Raw genomic sequence first — 21723 nt, forward strand, 5'->3', positions numbered from 1 at the left:
CAAAGCTAAACTTAAAAAACCTAGCGGACTTTGCGTAAACTCTTTGCGAACTTTGCGGTTAAATAATCAACGATTTGTCTGAATATAATCCGAAGGTGACATATTAAAATGCTTTTGGAAATTTCGACCAAAACTCGTTTGTGATTTATAACCTACCATTTCTGCGATTTCGTACATTTTATAATTTTCATTTAAAAGCAGTTCAGCGGCGCGTTTTAGGCGTACGATATTGATGAGTTCGTTCGGACTTAAATTCGTGATGTCTTTGATTTTTCGGTATAAAGTCGAACGGCTCATGTTCATGATTTCGGCTAGCGATTCTACACTCAAATCCTGGTCGGTGATGTTTTTCAGGATTTCGTCGTCCAGTTTTTTTAGGAATTTTTCGTCGGTTTTATTGTGGGCGATACTTTTTATGTGCGAAAGCGGTGAACTCGCATAGTAATTCATAATCTGTCTTCGGTTTTCGATTAGATTATTGGCCTGTACTTTTAGATAATCCATAGAAAATGGTTTCGCGATATATGCATCGGCACCCACTTCAAGTCCGTCAATTTGTGATTTAAGCGAGTTTTTCGCAGTCAATAAAATAACCGGAATATGACTCGTTTCCAGATTGGTTTTGATGGTTTTACACATCGTAATTCCGTCCATAACTGGCATCGAAACATCAGAAATTACCAATTGAATGTTTTCATTATGGATGATTTTAAGTGCTTCTTCACCGTTTTCGGCTTTCAAAATAGCATAAGTTCCTGCCAATTCTGAGGTAATAAAACTCAAGAGATCTTCATTATCTTCTACGACCAAAATCTGCGCTTTTTCGTTTTTGATTTCAACGGTTTCTTTTGGCGTTTCAGTTTCTTCATCCTCTTTTTTAGCATCGGCGTACAGCATAAATTCCTGTTCCTGATGTAACGGAACGGTCAATTCGAAAATGTTATAATTTACATCTTCAACTAATTTCAAATTTCCGTTATGCAATTGTGCCAACGAATGCGCCAAAGAAAGCCCAATTCCAGTTCCCGAAGCCGTACTGCTGTCATCGACTCTAAAAAAAGGTTCAAAAATCTTGTCTTTTAAATGAATCGGAATCACATTTCCGTCATTTTTTACGATTAAAGTCAGTTTCTTTTCATCTCGAAACAAAGAAATGATGACTTTTTCGTTTGAGTATTTGATGGCATTATTGATTAAATTGCTCAGAATCTTTTTAAAAGCTTCTTTATCTACAAAAGCAAAAATATCTTTTTCTCCCAATTCTAATTCAAACTGAAGGCCACGTTCTTCAATTAACTGGCTGAATCTCAAATGAAAGTTTCGAACCATCGAAGAAATATTCGTTTCAACAAAAGTCAATTTCAATCCGCCGATTTCCGATTTTCTAAAATCAAGTAATTCGTTAACCAATTTCAATAAACGGGAAGTATTTTTCTTCATAATCGAAAGATGTTGAGGCACTTCTTTCGATTCGTATTCCATGCCTAAAAGTTTCTCCAAAGGCCCTTTTATCAAAGTCAAAGGCGTTCTGATTTCGTGCGCTACATTTGTAAAAAAGTCAATTTTAGCCTGATAGATTTCTTTTTCTTTTTCGTCATTCAGATGTTTGATTTTGCGGTTATTCTTAATCTGAGTCAGATTTTGGGAATAACGAATGATGTAGTAGAATCCGGCGCACATTAATACAAAATAAAGAATATAAGCTAAAGTACTCGCATAAAACGGTGGCAGAATCGTGATTTTCAGTTTTACTTCTTTGCTCCAAACACCAAAACTGTTTAAGGATTTCACTTTAAAAACATAATCTCCCGGAGCCAGTTCGGTAAAGAAAACTTTATTGTTTCTGCCCAAGTAAACCCAGTCATTATTGACATTTTCCAATTGATACCAATATTCGGTCAGTTCCGGCGCAGTATAATTTAAAGAAGCGAACTCAAGATTAAATGACGATTGGCTGTTATTTAGTTTCAGTTCTTCAATAAACGAAATAGACTGTTCGATAGGCGAGTCGGGGCTGTTTACTTCAATGTCCTTATTATTAATTTGAAGATTCGTGATATAGATAAAAGGAGTGTATTTGTTTTTGGTAAAATGCTTCGGATTAAAACTGATCATTCCGTTGAGGTTTCCAAAATACATATCGCCGTTTGTATCTTTAAAAGCAGAATTATAATTAAACTGATCGCTTAATAAGCCATTTGAAGTGGTAAAAATCTTGATAGTTTTATGATCCGGCCCAAATTTTACCAAACCTTTGGAAGTCGTCAACCATAAATTTTTAGAATCGTCTTCTAAGATTGAGTAGAAAACGTTGCTTGGCATTCCGTTTTTGGTCGTGAATTTGGTAAAAGTGTGATTTTTGCGATCCACGAGATTCAAACCATTTTCTGTAGCAATCCATAAATTTTTGGAACTGTCTTCAAAAATAGCATTCATGGTATTGTTGCTGATTCCGTTTGGATTTTTATAATCATACGTAAAAACCTCTTTCTTTTTGGTTTTCGGATTATAAAACAACAAACCGTCGCGATAACTTCCCGCCCAAAGATTGCCATCGCTGTCTTCTTTAAAATTGGTATAATGAAAAGTCTCCGGAAAGAATTTCAGAATTTCAAAATGGTCTGCCTGTTCATTATAACGGTAAAGACCAGACGTAGTCACAACAATCAGATCGTTATTTTTCATTTCATAAAAAGAAAAAATAAAGTTGCTGTGCAGACCGCTTCCATCATTAGCACTGTAATGTTTCAAAATCCTGCCGGAATTTCGATCCAAAACATCCAAGCCATGCTCAAAAGTTCCAACCCAGATTTTATCTTTTCTTGGCATTAAAGCATGAATATTATAGTAGGAAACAGGATAAGAAGTAAATTTCTGTGTTTTCGGATTAAAACGATTTACGCCCGCATCTTCAGTTCCAATCCACAAATCGCCGTAATCGTCTTTGTGAATTTCTCTGACAGCGCTTCCGCTAATGGAATTCTGGCCTTCCTGCGGAAAGTATTTTTTAAACTGCGTATATTGTTTTTGATGGTAATTGACACCGCCAAAATAAGTCCCAATCCAAACGCCGTTTTCCTTATCAATCAAAATAGAGTAGGCCGCATTGTCTGAAATTGCATACGGATCATTGTAATTTTTCTTAAGATTTACGGCTGTTTTTGTCTTTAGATTGTAAACATAGACGCCGGATTCGCTGGCAATCCAAAGTTCGTCGTTTCCTCTTTTCTTAAATTGGCGAACAAAAACAGGTTCTTTTATGCCAAATTTTAGTTCGTTTGTCGTTTTATCTTTTCGATTGTAAATCAGAACTCCGTCGTCTTGTGTTCCAATTACGATGTTTTCAGGATCAACGGCATAAATTACCGTAATTCTGAAATTCGCTTTATTCGCTGGCGGATTTAAGGTAATATTTTCAAAAGAATGATTTTCTTCTGAATAATGATAAATCTTATTTAAAGAAGAAGCCCAGATTTCGCCTTTGTAATCTCTCGTGATAGAAGTAGAAATAAAATATTTATTCGGATTGAAAGTAGTCATTTCTTTCTTATTTGGTGCATACTTATACAAAATGTTGCCAGAAATAAACCAAATGTTACCTTTTAAGTCATGATTGATGTCGTTGATACGATCATTGATTGCTTCGTTTAAAATAGAAAAACGATCCTGTTTTTTATCATAGTGATACAAACCTTTGTCTGTTCCAACCCAAATTGTACCATTATTTTCATGAAGCGACTGGATATAATTGCTTCCAAGACTGTGAATCGGATCTCCGTTGCTTCTGTACGTCTTAAAACGATAACCATCAAATCGGTTTAAACCATCTTTAGTTCCAAACCACATAAATCCGTCATTGTCTTGCAATGAGGTTAATACCGTATTATTAGAAAGTCCTTCTTCGACCTGGAAATGTTTAAAATAATATTCCTGAGCATTTGAAAAATGTATCGAAAAAATGCTAAAAAGTAAAAAAAGAAAGAATTTACGCATAAGACTATTTTTTAGGCTGAAATCAATGTTTCTGCAAATCGTCTCAATATTCTACAAAATGTTGCAAGGCTTGTTAATCTTGACCTTTTTTGTACAATTTGAATCATTTGCGAGAGATATTGACACAAATGAAGCATTTTATTTTGAATAAAAAGCGCCTAATTTGAATTTTCAAATAAATGATATTGATAAAATTTTAAGGTTAAAAATAGACTATCAATAAAATAAACTTTGAAAAATCTAACCATTAACAATTTTGAAACAAAATGAACAATTTATTACTAGAAAAGAATATTGATTCTTTACTTGTTCGATTTCCGGACGATTAAAAACGCAATATTTCCAACCAAACCACAAAAAGAAATGAAACTATCTAAAATGCAAAAATCAATGAAAACAAAGCTCACTCACTTTTTAACGAAGAGATATTACCTCTTAGTTTTCTTTAGTTTATTACTGCAGTCCGCTTTTGCCCAACAGACCACGGTTACGGGAAAAGTTACAGCCGCTTCGGGAGAAGCGATTCCTTTTGCGAATGTTTTAATAAAAGGAACACAAAATGGTGCCGCTACAGATTTTGACGGAAGCTTCAAAATTGCAGTCGGCGGAAATCAAACATTAGTTTTCAGCTCGCAAGGCTACAAAACAACAGAAGTTGCAGTTAACAATAGAACTTCAATCAATATTACTTTAGAAGAAGATGCCATGAAACTCAACGAGATTGTTGTGGTAGGTTATGGATCGCAGCAAAAGAAAGATCTTACGGGAGCTGTTTCTTTAGTGAAACCGGAAGAAATTCAAAAACGTCAGGTTACTACAGTGGCAGACGGATTACAAGGTTTAGTTACGGGAGTTAAAGTTCGTGGCGGTGGACGTCCTGGGCAGGAAGCGAATGTAGAGATTCGTGGTCTTAAAAATCTTCAAAATACAAATCCTTTGTATGTAATTGATGGTTTAGTAACAACCGGAAATAGAGATTTTAACCCAAATGATATCGAAAGTATTCAGGTTTTAAAGGATGCTTCGGCAGCAGCTATCTACGGTTCAAGAGCAGCAAATGGAGTAATCATCATTACAACTAAAAAAGGAAAAAAGGGTCCGTTGCAGGTTGAAGTTTCGGCAAAAAGCAGTTTTCAAATTATGCCTCGTTACGATTTAATGGGAACGGAAGAATTTGCCAAATGGAACAATATGGCTTATGATAACGCCGGATTGCCAAGACAGAACTTAAATATGACAGTAGATACTGACTGGCAAGATGCTACATTCAGAACTGGAATGATTCAGGACTATAATGCTAGTTTCTCTGGAGGAAACGAAAATTCTACGTTTTTTATGTCCGCGAATTATTTTGGAAATGAAGGAACGGTTATCGGAACTGATTTTGACAGAATTTCATTCCGCGTCAACTCAAGTGGTACAAAAGGAATTTTCAGTATTGGAGAAAACTTAGCCATCAGTAATTCTAAAACAGATGAAATGTCTGGGAATCCAATTATTGATGTTTATAGAATGACGCCTACAATTCCGCTTTATGATGCTTCAAATCCTGGCGGATACGGTTACGGAAAACAAGGAGTTGCGGATACTTTTGGTACAAATCCTCTTGCAATTGCTGATTTTGCGAATACTACAAATGAAAATTTCAGAATTAGAGGAAACATCTGGTCGGAGCTAAAATTTGCTCCTTGGCTGAAATACCGTTTCAATTTTGGGTACGAAACGAGTTTTGATTCTTATAAATTCATGAGAAAAGTAGGAAACTGGACTTTAAACCAGCCGATAGATCCATCCCAGACAGATCAAAACAAAGGAAGATCGCAGACTACGTTGTTCGAAAATACTTTGACGTTCAAAAAAGAATTTGGTAAACATGATCTAACCGTTTTGGTGGGGCAGACTTTTCAAAAAGACAAATACGATCAGATTTACGGAACGAAGAGAAATCTTCCAATGAATTCTGGAACCGGGCAATATTATGAAGTTTTAAATCAGGGAGATTCGCCGGTAGTTGGTGGTTTTATCAATGAAGCAGCACTTGCATCATATCTGGGAAGAATTGAATACAATTATGACAATCGTTATTTATTAAATGCTGTTTTAAGACGTGACGGATCATCAAGGTTCAGTGATGCAAACAAATGGGGTAATTTCCCTTCTGTTTCTGCAGGGTGGAGAGTAAGCAACGAATCTTTCTTTAAATCTGAATTTATTAAAGATTTAAAATTAAGAGCAAGTTATGGTGAATTAGGTTCAGGTAATATTGGTTATTATGAGTACAAAAGCTTCGTAAACAATTTTGGAGCGATTGTGTTAGGTAACGATCAAAACCTGTTTTCTTCTGCTGCTCAAGTAAAATTATCGAATTCACAGCTGCGTTGGGAAAAATTAAAACAAACCAATTTCGGATTAGATTTAGCTGTTTTAAATAATGATTTACGTTTTACGGCAGATTATTTTATTGCACGTACACAAGATGTATTGTTTGGTTTTCCAATTTTATTGACTACTGGAAATGATGGCGGAAATCCAATTTCAAATGCTGCAACTGTAGAAAACAAAGGTCTTGAATTGGAATTGGCTTACAGCAAAAAAATCAACGATTTTTCTTTTAATGCTTCCATCAACTTTACAAAAGTAAATAACAAGTTGGTTTCGTTAGGAAACGGTCAAAATGAAAACATTTCAGGAAATACCATCACAAGAGCAGGTAATCCAGTTGGAATGTGGTATGTACTGCAGACTGATGGATTGTTTCAAAACCAACAGGAAATTGATAACTACAAAAATGCAAATGGTCAGGTAATTATGCCAAATGCTGTTCCAGGAGACATTCGTTTTAAAGATGTAAATGGAGACGGACAAATTACAAGTACAGATAAAGCTATTGTAGGAAGTCCGTGGCCAGAATTTGAAATGGGTTTAAATGCAGGAGCAGAATACAAAGGTTTTGACTTTTCGATGAACTGGATTGCTTCGCATGGAGCAACGGTTTACAATGGATTTAGAAGTGTTGTCGATAGATTTGATGACAACAGTAACTACAGAGCAGGTATTCAGCCTTGGACACCAGAAAATCCTAATACCGATTTTCCTAGAGTAACAAAAGGGTCCACTTTAAATTCAAGAGGAGATAGTGACCGTTTCTTGGAAAATGGAGATTTTATCAGGTTGAAATATATCGGATTTGGATATAATCTGCCTCAAAGTGTTCTAAAGAATTCAGGTATTTCGAGAGCTAGATTGACATTGTCTGCACAAAACATTCTTACCATTACAAAATACAAAGGTCTAGATCCTGAATTTACAAATGGTAATATTTTCGAAAGAGGTGTAGATAATGGTGCTTTCCCAAATCTTAAAACGTATTCACTTGGTGTTGATTTTAGCTTTTAATTAAAAAAATAGCATAATGAAAAAAATAATTATACTAACCGCAGCTTTTCTAGGTCTTGTTTTTACTGCTTGTGAAAACGAACTAGACCTGAACAGCCCTAATGATATAACAGTGGACCAATATTGGAAAACTGAAAGTGATGCACAAGCTGGTGTAAACTCTATTTATGCCATGTTTTACAAAGACGGCCTTTGGGCAAGATGGATGTATTTTCGTTTAGACCTGACTTCTGATGAAGGTTACAGTGTAAGTCCATGGACGGAATTGGCAGACTGGACGAGATTCAATTACATCAATTATAATTTTTGGGAAGGAAACGCTGTAACGTGGAGAGACAGTTATAAAGCAATTTTTAGATGCAACCAAGTTTTAGCGAATGTTCCAAATATCACTTTCCAAAATGAAGATGATAAAAAGAAAATAATTGCTCAGGCTAAGTTTTTCAGAGCCTTACATTACTATTATTTAGCCGTGATTTGGGAAGATGTTCCATTGGTTTTAGATCCTTCTACGCCGGCAGATTTACCACAGCAAAAAAAGGTGGATGAAATCTGGGCTCAGGTTGAAAAAGATTTGAATGAATCTTTTGATGATTTACCAGCAAAATGGGGAACAGATCAGACGGGAAGACCTGATAAAGGAGCAGCAAAAGCATTTTTAGCAAAATTATACATGCAACAACGTAAATGGTCTGAAGCCAAAACAGCTTTAGAATATTTGATTACCGGCCCAGGTGCAAGATACAGTTTGGTGGCGAACTACAGAGACAATTTTACAGATGTAAATGAAAACAACAGCGAATCTATTTTTGAAATCCAGTTTGGAGACCAAAGAAAAGGAGGAACTGGAGAAGATCAAAATGCGGCAGTTTCCAGTAACCGTTGTCAGTTTTTTGCGCCAAGAGGAATTGGATGGTCTGATGGCCAAGCTCGTTTTTGGCTCGTAAATGCTTTTAAACAAGAAAAAAACAAAGACGGTAATTTGGATATTCGTTTGAGATGGACATTGTACTACCCGCAGTTATTAGCTGATTTTGGAGACAAAACCTATAACAGAAACTGGGAATGGAACAATGATGAAGCTTGGTTCAGAAAAGGAAGCCGTGATTATTACCGAGATAATGAAGATTATTACAGCCAGGTAAATTACAGACTGGTTCGTTATGGAGATATCTTATTGCGTTATGCAGAAGTTTTAAACGAATTAGGAAGTACTGCCGAAGCTTATCAATATGTTGATCAGGTAAGAGCCCGTGTAAACATGAATACGTTGGCTGTTGCACATCCTGAAATTGGTAATGATCATGACAAGTTCTTAGAACGTTTGAAAATGGAAAGAGTTTTGGAATTATGCGGAGAAAGTGTTCGTTGGGAAGACTTAAAACGTTGGGGTGATTTGAATACTCAGGCTGCTGTTGACAAAATCGCACTTCGTGATTCAGATTTTAAAAACTTCAAAGTGGGTAAAAATCATAGGATGCCAATTCCGCAAGTGGATGTAGATAATAATCCAAATCTGGAGCAAAACTCAGGATATTAAAATTATGTATGGAGTGAAATAGCTTAAAATGGTTTCATTCAACAAGTATAATCTAATTTAATCTGCTGAAATCTTTTAAAATCTGCGTGAAATACTTTTGTCGAATTCATTTTTTCACGCAGATTCATACAGATTAAAGCTGATTTAAATTAAGATAATGGATAGGACAAATAACAAATGTGTTAAAGTTGATTTTTTGGGAATCAGATTTATAACTCTGATTCCCTTATCATAAAAGAACGATTGTTCAAAAAAAGAAAATTGTAATGAAGAAAGTAAAATTGGGTCTGACAGTATTGTTGGCAGGATTAGTATTGCTAAGCTGTAACAACAAAAAGAATACTGCTGAAGAAAGTAAAAAGGAAACCGTGATGGTTGAAAAAAGAGAAATCTGGACAAAAGATCAGGCCGATAAATGGTATGCAGAACAGCCTTGGTTGGTTGGGGCAAATTATTCTCCTAGCACAGCTATAAATCAGTTAGAGATGTGGCAGTCCGCTACTTTTGATCCCAAAAGAATTGATCAGGAATTAGGCTGGGCAGAAAACTTAGGCATGAACGTTATGCGTGTCTATTTGCATGACTTATTGCACCAGCAAGATGCAGAAGGTTTGTACAAACGCATGGACCAGTTTCTTGAAATCGCAGACAAGCATCATATTAAAACGCTTTTTGTACTGTTTGATTCCTGCTGGGATCCGTTTCCTGCTTTAGGAAAACAAAGAGCTCCAAAACCGCATACTCACAATTCAGGCTGGGTGCAGTCTCCGGGACAAAAAACACTTCAGGATAAAACACAATATCCTCGTTTAGAAAAATATGTAAAAGAAACTGTAGCTCACTTTAAAGATGATAAACGAATTTTAGGATGGGATGTTTGGAACGAACCGGATAATATGACAGGGCCATCTTATGAAAAAGTAGAAATAAAAAATAAAGTTGATTTGATTCTGCCACTTTTAAAAGATGTTTTTGTCTGGGCAAGAGAAAGCAATCCGTCACAGCCTTTAACTTCAGGAGTTTGGGTTGGAGATTGGAGCGACGAAGCTAAAATGAAACCAATGCACCAAATGCAGATTGAACAATCTGATATTGTTTCTTTCCACAATTATGATAAACCAGCAGATTTCGAAAGAGTAGTGAAACAATTACAACGTTACGGAAAACCATTGATCTGTACAGAATATATGGCAAGACCAAACGGAAGCACTTTCGAAGGATTTTTACCTCTTGCCAGAAAATACAATGTTGGTATGATCAACTGGGGATTTGTTGATGGAAAAACGCAAACCAAATATGCTTGGGACAGCTGGACGAAAACTTACACTGCAGAACCAAAATTATGGTTTCACGATATTTTACATACAGACGGAACGCCATATATTCAAGCAGAAACAGATTTGATTAAAAAGATGACTGCTGAGGCGAATAAAAAATAGATTGTTAGACTTCCTAGATTTTTAGAAAGTTAGATCTTTTTTGCCACAGATTAAAATGATTAACATCTGTGGCGAAAAAATTAAACACATAGAAACATAGATTTTATTATTTCTTTTTTGAGAGTATAGAAAAAGCTCGCTTTCACACATAGAGCTATGTGTATTTTAATAAATGAAATGCCTTTTGTAGACAAAGTAAAGCTATGTCTCTATGTGTTTAAAAAATCATTTTAATCTGTGAAATCTGTGGCAAAAACATTTTAATTTTTAGCAACATGAAAAAAAACACAATAAAGCAACTCTTTTTTCTAGCGACAATTCTAGTTGGATTTTTTGCGAAAGCACAACAACCAGACCCACCCGGACAAGTTAAAGGAAATGAGAAACCAAAAAACGAAGCCTATTTGTTTGCGCACATGACGCATAACGATTATGGCAGATTGTATTATTCTGTTAGTTTGGATGGACTTCATTGGGAAAATCTGAATAACGGAAAACGCGTTTTTGAAGAATACAAAGGACATCCCGACATCTGTAAAGGCCCAGACGGGAAATATTATATTGCAGGGAATACAGGAGACGATGCAAAATCAATCAATATCTGGGTTTCGGATGATTTGATTACGTGGAAAAAACATTCAGATTATACGCCAGATTTAAAAAGCACGCCAGATTATTCAAACGCTTTACAGCGAATTGGCGCACCAAAATTGTATTATGACGAACCTTCTCAAAAGTTTATCATGACATGGCACACGCCACATTTGGAAGGAACAAAAGAAGACGGAGAGCGTTATTGGGCAAGTCAGCGCACTTTGTATGTTTTGTCTAAAGATTTGAAAACTTTCGAAGGAACTCCAAATCGTTTATTTGACTGGGATATGGGAACAATTGATGTTTTTATTCGTAAAGTCGGCGATTCCTACTACGCTGTGATTAAAGACGAAACATATCCAACTTTGTATTGGACAACCGGAAAAACAATCCGAATTGCCAAATCAAAAAATCTTTTAGGACCTTATTCTTTGCCCCAGCAATCTATCAGTCCAAACTTCAGAGAAGCGCCAATGCTGATTCCTTCTCCTGATGATAAAATATGGTATATGTATTACGAACAATATCCGGGAGTTTCGTATGGATTATCTATCGCAGATAACCTAAACGGACCTTGGTATCAAGCCTCAGGCTACACTTTTTTCTCGGACTGGGACAAATACAGTCTCCCAGAAAAAGTACGCCACGGCTGCATGATTACAATCTCTAAAAAAGAATACGACAGTTTGGTGAAGAAATTCGACCTTACGAAGAAGTTATGAGTTATGAGTTAGAAGTTAGAAGTTAGAAGTTATGAGTTAAGGGTTTTGAGTTAGAAGTTAGAAGTTATGAGTTAAGGGTTTTGAGTTAGAAGTTAGGTGAGATAAGTTAACGTTTTATCATTAAAAAACACAATAACAATTTTTAGTTGACGCATAACAAATAACTCATACCCCTTAACTCATAAATCAAAAATATGGTTAGTTAAGTTAGTTTAGTTCAGTAATTACCAGGCTTATGTGGAGATAAGTCTGGTAATTCAATTTTAGTTTAGATAAATATTTTCACCATATAAGATATATAAGTTCATATTAAGTTTAGTTTTAGTTTGAAAGTCAAAACTTATATTTTCTTGGCAATGCTTAACAACCGTTGCTTAAACTAAAATGAACTTACATGACTTATATGGTTTGAAAAAAATGGGAGTGTAAAATCTCAAATATTATAGGATATGAAAAGAAAAAGTATCGTTTTTATCGCTTTATTATCTGTTTTGATGGTAAATGCGCAATGGAAACCGCAGGGAGACAAAATCAAGACCAAATGGGCAGAACAGGTTGATCCGAATAAAACGTTACCTGAATATCCCCGTCCGATTATGGAGCGAAGCCAATGGAAGAATCTGAATGGTTTGTGGAATTACAGTATTCAGGAATTCGGAAAAACAGCGCCTTCAAAATATGATGGGAAAATTCTGGTTCCGTTTGCAGCTGAATCCAGTTTGTCCGGAGTGATGAAAGAAGTTGGTTCTAAAAATGAACTTTGGTACCAAACCAGTTTTTCTATTGAATCTGGATGGAGTGGCAAAAACATTCTGTTGCATTTTGGTGCTGTAGATTGGAAAACAGAGGTTTTTGTGAATGATGTAAAAGTCGGTTCTCATATGGGAGGTTATACGCCGTTTTCGTTTGATATTACGCCATTTGTTCAAAAAGGAAAAAATCAAAAGCTGGTTGTAAAAGTTTGGGATCCATCCAATGACGGACCACAGCCAAGAGGAAAGCAAGTTAAAAATCCAGAAGGAATCTGGTACACACCTGTTACCGGAATCTGGCAGACGGTTTGGATTGAACCAGTAAATGCTAAAAATATTATAGCTTTAAAAACGACTCCAAATATCGACCAAAATATTATCAGCATCAAAGCTGAGGTAAATGGATCAGAAAAGGGAGATGTGGTGGAAATAGCTGTTTTTGATAACGGAAAAGAAATTGCAAAAGAAAAAGCGGTAATTGGAGAAAGCAATGATATTGTACTAAGTAATCCAAAATTATGGTCGCCTGAAAGTCCGTTTTTGTATCAGACTAAAATTCGCTTGATTAGCAAAAACAAAGTGGTTGATGAGGTGAAAAGTTATTTTGCGATGCGTAAAATTTCTTCCAAAAGAGATGAAAACGGTATTTTGAGAATGCAGCTAAACAACAAAGATTATTTTCAATTTGGACCTTTAGACCAAGGCTGGTGGCCAGACGGATTGTACACCGCTCCAACTGACGAGGCTTTAAAATACGACATCATAAAAACAAAAGAATTAGGTTTTAATATGATTCGTAAACACGTAAAAGTAGAGCCGGAACGCTGGTATACGCATTGTGATCAGCTGGGAATTCTGGTTTGGCAGGATATGCCAAGCGGAGACGAGCAGCCAATCTGGCAAAACAGAAAATACTTTGATGCAACAGAGTTGCAACGTTCTGCAAAGTCTGAGGAAATCTATAGAAAAGAATGGAGAGAAATCATGGATCATTTGTATTCTTATCCAAGTATTGTGGTTTGGGTTCCGTTTAATGAAGCTTGGGGACAATTTAAAACCGTCGAAATTACAGAATGGACAAAGAACCACGATTCAACTCGTTTGATTAACTCTGCAAGTGGAGGAAATCATTTTCAAACGGGCGATATTTTGGATTTGCATAATTACCCAGGTCCAGAAATGTATTTGTATGATGCCAGAAGAGTTACAGTACTAGGAGAATATGGAGGAATCGGTTTGCCGCTTGAAGGACATCTTTGGAGAGCAAATGACAACTGGGGTTACATTAAATTTAAAAATGCGGGTGAAGTTACCACCGAATACATAAAGTACGCGGAAATGCTTCGAAAATACGTTAAAACGGGATTCTCTGCAGCAGTCTACACTCAAACAACCGATGTGGAAGGTGAAGTAAACGGTTTTATGACTTACGATCGTAAAGTTGACAAAATGGATTTCAAGGCTGTAAATAAAGTCAATACAGAAGTTATAAATGCTTTGAATCAAAAATGATTTTTTCCTCTCGCAGATTTGGCAGATTTAGCGGATAAAATAATCTGCATGATCTGTCAAATCTGCGGGAAAAATTCAAATAAAAAAACTAAAATGAAAAAATACCTATTTCTTTTCCTGTTCACGACAATAAGTTTTGCGCAGCAAAAAACATTTACAAACCCAATATTGCCGGCGGGAGCAGATCCTTACAGTACATATTACAAAGGTTATTATTACTATACCAATACGCTTGGAAATAAACTGGTTTTGTGGAAAGCAAAAGACTTGTCGGATATTAAAAATGCTGAAAGTAAAGTAATCTGGGCACCGCCTAAAAACACTAATTATTCGGCAGAAATCTGGGCTCCTGAGTTTCATATCATTAACGGAAAATGGTATTGTTATTTTGCTGCAGATAACGGTGATAACAACAATCACAGAATGTATGTTTTGGAGAACAAATCCTCAGATCCGTTTAAAGGAAATTTCAAATTTAAAGGCAAAATCGCAGCAAAAACCGATAAGTGGGCAATCGACGGAAATGTTTTCGAACATAAAAAACAATTGTACATGATTTGGGCAGGCTGGGAAGGAGATACCAACGGTCAGCAGAATATTTATATCGCTAAAATGAAGAATCCGTTAGAAATCGATGGTGACAGAGTGATGATTGCTGCACCAACGTATGACTGGGAAACACATGGCGCTTTACATGATGATGTAAATCCGCCTCAGGTGAATGTGAATGAAGGTCCTCAGTTTTTAGAAAGAAACGGTAAAATTTTCATTGTGTTTTCAGCAAGTGGCTGTTGGACTGACTTTTATGCTTTGGGATTGTTGGCTTTTAATGGCGGAGATAATCTGTTAGATCCATATGCTTGGAAAAAATCTCCTGAACCCATCTTCAAACAATCAGAAAAAAATAAAGTTTATGCGCCAGGACATAATTCATTTTTCAAATCTCCAGACGGAAAAGAAGATTGGATTTTGTATCACGCCAATTCCAATCCAGGAGAGGGTTGCGGAAACAAAAGATCTCCAAGAATGCAAAGAATTGATTGGGATATAAATGGATATCCAGTTTTAGGTGAGCCAGTGAGTGAAGAAACCAAACTGGCAATTCCGTCAAAATAATAGCAAAATTTTAAAATTCGATAAATGAAAAATATTCAGATTACTGCGGTTTTAATATTGGCACTTTTGCAATTCAATTGTAAAGACAGTAAAAAAGAAAATTCAGTTTCAAAAGATAATACCGCTGAAATTGCTATAGATTCGGTAAAAACAGTTTTGGAAACCAAAAATTTCGATACTATCATCGACGGTAAAAAAGTGGGTTTGTATTGGATCGAAAACAAAGGGATTAAAGCTGCGTTTACCAACTATGGTGGGCGATTGGTAGGTTTGTGGGTGAATGATAAAAACGGAAAACCGACTGATGTTGTGGTCGGAATGAACAGTGTAAAAGGCTTTAAAACTTCAACTGAGCCATATTTTGGCGCTACAATTGGAAGGGTAGGCAACAGAGTTGCATTAGGGAAATTTACATTGGAAGGAAAGCAGTATCAAATTCCTTTAAACAATGGAAAAAATGCATTGCATGGCGGTGTAAAAGGGTTTCAGGATGTGGTTTGGAATGCTGCAAAGACAAACGAAAATACTTTGGTTTTTACTTATCTTTCACCAGATGGCGAACAAGGTTTTCCCGGAAATTTAAATGTAAAAGTGACTTACACACTTACAGATGATAATGCCGTGAGGATGGAATACGAAGCGACAACAGATAAAACCACCATTGTCAACTTAACCAATCATGCCTTTTTTAACTTAAATGGGGAAGGAAGCGGTACGATTCTAAATCACCAATTACAGATTTATGGAGATAAATTTACGCCAGTGGACGAAGGTTTGATTCCGACTGGTGAATTAAAATCTGTAAAAAATACGCCTTTTGATTTTACTTCAAAACATACCATTGGTGAAAGAATAGAAACCAAAGATGATCAGCTGAAATTTGGGAAGGGGTACGATCATAATTATGTTCTCAATACCGTTAAAAAAGATGGTTTTATTCATGCAGCAACAATAAAAGGAGATGTTTCAGGTATTACTTTAGATGTTTATACAGAAGAAATTGGTTTACAGTTTTATAGCGGAAATTTTATGCAGAGTAAAAATACCTTTAAATCAGGAGCGAAAGATGATTTTAGGACAGCTTTTGCTCTTGAAACACAGCATTTTCCAGATGCTCCAAACCAGCCAAAATTTGCTCCAATAACGTTAAAAGCAGGAGAGAAGTATCATACAGTTTCTTTGTATCAATTTTCATCTCAAAAGTGATAAGTTATGAGTTAAAAAGTTAGGAGTAGAAGACCTTTTTTTACGAAGATTTTGGAACTTCTTTTTTACAAAATTGAAATAGATTTTTTTCGATAAAATGATGGTTTTTCGGCTGATTTTCTATTATAGATTTTTTCTATAGTTAATGTTTAACTATTTGATATTTAGTTTTTAAAATTAATTTAATTAAATAAAAAGTTTAATAATGATAATGAAAAAGTATTTTAGCTTATTTGCACTGCTTTGTGTCTTTGTTTGCTGTTCTCAAGAGAAAGAAACGGTTAAAAAAACAGTTCAAAACGAGTCTCCGATTCTGTTGGCAGATCCGACTATTTTTTTTGACAATGGAGTTTATTATTTGTACGGAACGACAACTGGAGAAACGCCACTAAACGGAGAAGGATTTATGGTGTACACTTCAACCGATTTAAAAAAATGGAAAGGTCCTGTTGGAGCACAAAACGGATTGGCGCTTAAAAAAGGAGACGCATTTGGAACAAAAGGTTTTTGGGCGCCGCAGGTTTTTAAATACAACAATAAATTCTACATGATTTATACTGCCGATGAGAATATTGCCATCGCAAGCAGTGAGAATCCACTTGGGCCATTTAAAAGCGATTTTAAGGCTCCAATGTTTAATTTGGGGAATCAGATTGATCCGTTTGTTTTTGTTGATCAGGACGGTCGAAAATACCTTTATCACGTACGTTTGACTAACGGAAACCGAATCTTTGTTGCAGAATTAAAAGATGATCTGTCGGGAATTAAAGATGAAACGCTGAAAGAATGCATTTCGGGAACTCTTCCTTGGGAAAATACTCAAAATGTATCTTGGCCGGTTACAGAAGGCCCAACAGTGCTAAAACATAACGATTTGTATTATATGATTTATTCTGCCAATGATTTTAGAAATCCAGATTATGCAGTAGGATATGCAACAGCAAAAAGTCCGTATGGTCCTTGGGAGAAAGCAGCAGATAGTCCAATCATTAGTAAAAAAGATGTTGGAATTAACGGAGCTGGTCATGGTGATGTTTTTTATGATAAGAAAGGAAAAATGAAATATGTGTTGCATACTCATTTTAGCAATAGCGGTGTTTCACCAAGAAAAGCAGGAATTATCGATATTGATTTTGAAGGAACTAAAATCAAAGCAAATGCTAAAAGTTTTGTTTTACTGAATGAATAAAAGCTTTGTGATTTTAGAGTTAATAACGTGAAAAGCTGTCTCAGAGAAGGGACAGCTTTTTTATTTCGAACTATGTTTGTTTAGAAAATTTACAATTTTGATTAGACTTTTAATTTAATATTTCGCTCTGCTGGAGCTTTATTCTAAGGTGGATTTTCAGGCTATAAATATCAAATTCCTCTGGAGATCCTTAATATTGCTGATAGTTTCAGAGGAACTTGATATTTATAGAAATCTATTTCACCGCTTGAGAAAAAGCCTCAGCGAGGCGACATAAATATTAATTCAAAAAAAAGAATTTGATGAGCATTTAGAGGAGATCGAATTTTAATATTGTCTATCTCGGCTCAGATTCGTACATTGTTCAAAAATAAAAATCATGAGTCAGAAGATAGAAGATTTAATTCCACACAGAGCCCCATTTTTGTTTGTGGATGAAATTATCTCGTATACAACCGAAACAATCGTTGGTTTAAAGACCTTTACAGAAAAAGATGTTTGGCTTCAGGGCAGTTTTCCAGAATTTAGTTTTGTTCCCGGAACTATTTTAATTGAGGCTATGGCACAAGTTGGTGGCGCAGGAGTGAAGCTTTTGGGAGTTGCCGATGGTGTTTTTGGTTTGGTGAGTTTAGATAATGTTGAGTTTTTTGCTGGCGTAGAATTCAAAAAGTTAGTAAAATTCGTTGTAAAGAATATTCGCTTAAGCGAAAAAATTATCAAACAGGCAGGAGAAGCTTTTGTTGATGACAAATTGGTTTTAAAAGGCGAGTGGCTGTGTGTTAAACTTCAATAAAATAGAAAATTGAGTACGATTGAATTCTTAATGCGTCTTGTAGTAGCAGCAATTGCAGGACTAATTATTGGTTTCGAAAGACAATGGCATCACAAAGAAACGGGATTGAAGACCAATACGCTTGTAGCCATTGGGGCTGCTACTTTTGTGCTGCTGTCGATTAAAGTAGCAGAAACTGAAGCGAATATTGACGTAACTCGTATTACTGCCCAAGTAGTAATGGGAGTTGGATTTTTAGGTGCAGGAGTTATATTTCGCGAAGGCGATAATGTACACGGACTAAATTCTGCTGCCACAATTTGGTGCAGCGCAGCTATTGGAAGTATTGCCGCTTCTGGTTATTTCTTAGAAGCTTTAATCTGTACACTTATCGTCATTCTTATTAATACCGCTATTGAACCGATTGATAAATGGCTGAAAAATAGAAAGGGGTAAATTCCAATATTTAAAAAGCCAAATTCCAAAACTTTGGAAATCAAATTCCATAATATAAATCTCAAATCCTAAACGCACTGCTTAGAATCTAAAATGTAAAACCTGAAGTCTAAAATTTAGCAGTCTACATTTTTGTGATAATGAATTCGCTTCTTCGGTTCATTTGATGCTGTGCGTCGGTACAAGGAACTCCGTTTGAGCAATTATTGATGAGTTGTGTTTCTCCGTAACCAATGGCACTTTCAATTCGCTCCGGCGCAACTCCCTGTGAAATTAGATAATCTCTGGTGGCTTTTGCTCTTCTGTCGGACAGTTCTAAGTTGTATTGATCATTGGCACGAGAATCGGTATGAGATTCGATTTTGATTACTACATTGTTGTATTGATGCATCAAAAGAACGACTTTGTTTAATTCTATTGCAGCATCATAACGAATGTTAGATTTATCTAAATCAAAGAAAATAATGCCGATTTTTATTTTTAAAACACCATTTTCACGTGCAATTAAAGCCGGATCTAAACCAATTAAAGCTTCGGTTTTTCCAGAACTGTTTGCTGTTGTAATGGCTTTAGTATTGTTATTATAGTTCTCTTTTGAGACTTCAACGGTATAAGCAGTATTACAATTTACATCGTTGTTAAAATCGTATTTTCCGTCGAGTTGAGAAACAGTTTCAGCAACTTTGATGCCGTTTGAATTTTTTAATATTACCATGGCTCCGGCTATTCTATTGTTTGAAATAGCATCAAAAATATAACCGTTTATGGCTTGGTTGCAGGATCTTTCGAAAGAATAAATATCATCATCTCCTTTTCCTGTTTTTCTGTTGGAACATACAAAACCTTTATTCGTGGTTTCGTTTACGATATAACCAAAATCGTCCCGATTACTGTTTAATGGCGCGCCTAAATTGGCAGGAACATCAAAAGTACCGTCATTTATTCGACTTTCAAAAACATCGAGACCTCCTAAACCCAAAAATCCATCAGAGGAAAAATAGAGCGCCTGATCTGTAATGTAAGGAAACATTTCGCGTCCGGTTGTATTTATTTTTTCTCCCAAATTTTTCGGCGTTGAAAATTGATTATTGCCTAAAATATCCACTACAAAAATATCTGTAGAACCAATTGTACCCGGCATATCGGAAACAAAATAGAGCTTTTTACCGTCTTTACTTACCGTAGGATGTCCAACGGAATAATTATCGCTGTTAAAAGGCAATTCTTTTATGTCTTTCCAAGAAACCGTTCCGTTATTGTTTTCAAATGCTGTTGCTGAGAAAATTTTCAGATTATTAATGCCTTTGCTGTCGCGTTTTAGTTTTCCGTTATAATTGTTTCGGGTAAAATAAATCGTTTTTTCGTCTGGAGAAAAAGCAATGCAGGCTTCATGATACTGTGTAGTGATTTCTTTTCCGAATTTTTCTTTAAAAGTAACATTTGACTGTGTTTCACTGATTTTACCCAATTGCATATTTAAATAAGGCTGATCATTCCATCCGTATTTATTTGTTTTCCAATAAGAAGAATCAATAGTAGTGGAGTAAACCAAATCGCCTTTGTAATACATTGGGCCAAAATCGGAATAAGCAGAATTAACATCAAGATTTTCCAGAAGAAAAGAAGGTTTGATATTTTCGATATCTTCGAGTGTTACGTTTTTTAGTGAAAAGTTCTTGGCTCTTGCATCAGTCGATTTTTGTTTTTCGGCGAAAGCCTTCATCCATTTTTTGGCGAGTTCATAATTCTGAATTCCCTGTAGAGATTGAGCATAACGAAATAGATATTCGGCAGAAACTTCGTTCGGATATTCGGCAATTAGTTTTCCGTACCATTTTGAAGCACTTGTCATTTTGGTATTGAAATAATAAGCATCTCCAAGTTTTTGAAGTATTTCTTTTGAAGCATCTCCATTGTTTATAGAAAGTTCATACGATTTGGCGGCCTCAACATAATACATCTTATCAAAAAGAGCATCGGCAGTTTTGTTCTTGGTCTGTGAATGAATTAGCTGTATGACCAATAATGCGAGTATAGTAATTGTTCTTTTCATAGACTATCCGTATTAGAAGAATCTTGGTGATTTAAGTCCTTTTTTGCGTGAAACCAGTTCAAAACGAAGCATGATCTCATGCGTACCGCTGTTGTAATTCTGCAATGCTGTTGTGGTATAATCATAAGCATATCCAGCCATAATCATTGGAGTGATTTGGATTCCGATAAGTCCGCTTACCGAATCTGAGGTACGGTAAGAAGCTCCCAGTGTTAGCGCATTGTTGAACATAAAATTGGCGGAGAAATCGGCAATAAGAGGAGCGCCGGCAACATATTTGACCAAAACGGCAGGTTTGAATTTTGTATGTGCCGAAAGATCAAAAACAATTCCTCCAATAAGATACAAGTGCATTCTTTCGTTAACCAGATCATCGGCAATATCGTCGTAAGTATACCGCTCTCGGGTCATAAAATTAGGAACAGAAAGTCCGATATAATCTCGTTCGCCGTGCCAGTATAACCCAGCTCCGACAACAGGCAGGAATTTATTGGTTATGTTTTCACGAAATTGTACATCGGGATCTTTGTGGCTTCCTTTGGACCAATCGATATTGATAACACGTCCGCCTCCTTTTATTCCAAAAGAGAGTTTATGAGATTCACCGGATTTGATGGTATAAGAGAAGTTGGCATCTAAGTATTGTTCTTCTGTTGGTCCGATTTCTTCGTTTACAATCGAAATTCCAAGACCGACATTTTTTCCGACCGGAGTATCGAGAGTAAAACTTTGTGTATCCGGAGCGCCTTCAATACCAACCCATTGTGTTCTATAAATTCCTGTTATAGCTAAATGGCCGAGCGAACCCGCATAAGCAGAATTCACTGTGAGCGTATTGTACATGTACTGCGTATATTGTGGGTCTTGCTGTGCAAAGGCTCCATATACCGAGAATAGAGTGAGTAGCGCGAAAACCTTTTTTATATTTTTAATCATAGCCAATTTATTTTGGTTAATCCTATTCTTAATTTTGTTTTTCGGGG

Annotated in this window: 13 protein-coding genes; 10 read left to right on the forward strand and 3 right to left on the reverse strand. The window is 35.8% G+C overall.

Annotated elements, in window-relative coordinates:
* Window positions 1-66 precede the first annotated feature (66 nt).
* Window positions 67-3993 (reverse strand): hybrid sensor histidine kinase/response regulator transcription factor, encoded by a 3927-nt coding sequence (locus BM289_RS15135; RefSeq protein WP_091495022.1) that lies wholly within the window; start codon window positions 3991-3993, stop codon window positions 67-69.
* Between the two features lie 390 nt (window positions 3994-4383).
* On the opposite strand from BM289_RS15135, the gene BM289_RS15140 reads away from it, so the two are divergent.
* The 10 genes from BM289_RS15140 (at window position 4384) to BM289_RS15185 (ending at window position 18687) form a co-directional block, all read left to right on the forward strand.
* Window positions 4384-7389, forward strand: coding sequence for a SusC/RagA family TonB-linked outer membrane protein (locus BM289_RS15140; RefSeq protein WP_091495398.1), 3006 nt, complete (start codon window positions 4384-4386; stop codon window positions 7387-7389).
* 16 nt (window positions 7390-7405) lie between these two features.
* Complete coding sequence (locus BM289_RS15145; RefSeq protein ID WP_091495024.1) at window positions 7406-8929, forward strand: RagB/SusD family nutrient uptake outer membrane protein; 1524 nt, start codon at window positions 7406-7408, stop codon at window positions 8927-8929.
* Between the two features lie 266 nt (window positions 8930-9195).
* On the forward strand, window positions 9196-10368 hold the full coding sequence (locus BM289_RS15150) for a glycoside hydrolase 5 family protein (RefSeq protein ID WP_091495026.1): 1173 nt from the start codon (window positions 9196-9198) through the stop codon (window positions 10366-10368).
* Between the two features lie 275 nt (window positions 10369-10643).
* Window positions 10644-11684 (forward strand): glycoside hydrolase family 43 protein, encoded by a 1041-nt coding sequence (locus BM289_RS15155; protein WP_091495028.1) that lies wholly within the window; start codon window positions 10644-10646, stop codon window positions 11682-11684.
* Between the two features lie 449 nt (window positions 11685-12133).
* Complete coding sequence (locus BM289_RS15160; protein ID WP_091495030.1) at window positions 12134-13948, forward strand: glycoside hydrolase family 2 protein; 1815 nt, start codon at window positions 12134-12136, stop codon at window positions 13946-13948.
* Between the two features lie 93 nt (window positions 13949-14041).
* On the forward strand, window positions 14042-15064 hold the full coding sequence (locus tag BM289_RS15165) for a glycoside hydrolase family 43 protein (protein ID WP_091495399.1): 1023 nt from the start codon (window positions 14042-14044) through the stop codon (window positions 15062-15064).
* 24 nt (window positions 15065-15088) lie between these two features.
* Window positions 15089-16270, forward strand: a complete 1182-nt coding sequence (locus tag BM289_RS15170) for an aldose epimerase family protein (protein ID WP_091495032.1) — start codon at window positions 15089-15091, stop codon at window positions 16268-16270.
* Window positions 16271-16475: 205 nt separating this feature from the next.
* A complete protein-coding gene (locus tag BM289_RS15175; protein ID WP_091495034.1) occupies window positions 16476-17459 on the forward strand; it encodes a glycoside hydrolase family 43 protein in 984 nt (327 codons plus the stop codon).
* Between the two features lie 379 nt (window positions 17460-17838).
* Entirely contained in the window at window positions 17839-18252 is a 414-nt protein-coding gene (locus BM289_RS15180) for a 3-hydroxyacyl-ACP dehydratase FabZ family protein (protein WP_091495036.1), read from the forward strand.
* 9 nt (window positions 18253-18261) lie between these two features.
* Window positions 18262-18687: an MgtC/SapB family protein gene (locus tag BM289_RS15185; protein WP_091495038.1), complete on the forward strand. Its 426-nt coding sequence runs from the start codon at window positions 18262-18264 to the stop codon at window positions 18685-18687.
* 124 nt (window positions 18688-18811) lie between these two features.
* On the opposite strand, the gene BM289_RS15190 is transcribed toward BM289_RS15185, so the two are convergent.
* The gene (locus tag BM289_RS15190) at window positions 18812-20740 is read right to left on the reverse strand and encodes an OmpA family protein (protein WP_091495040.1); all 1929 of its coding nucleotides are present in this window, start codon (window positions 20738-20740) and stop codon (window positions 18812-18814) included.
* Window positions 20741-20752: 12 nt separating this feature from the next.
* Window positions 20753-21676 carry a PorP/SprF family type IX secretion system membrane protein gene (locus tag BM289_RS15195; RefSeq protein ID WP_091495042.1) on the reverse strand — a complete coding sequence of 308 codons (924 nt, stop codon included), beginning with the start codon at window positions 21674-21676 and terminating at the stop codon, window positions 20753-20755.
* Window positions 21677-21723: the final 47 nt, after the last annotated feature.

The organism is Flavobacterium phragmitis, from assembly GCF_900112575.1.
GTDB classification, from domain to species: Bacteria; Bacteroidota; Bacteroidia; order Flavobacteriales; family Flavobacteriaceae; genus Flavobacterium; species Flavobacterium phragmitis.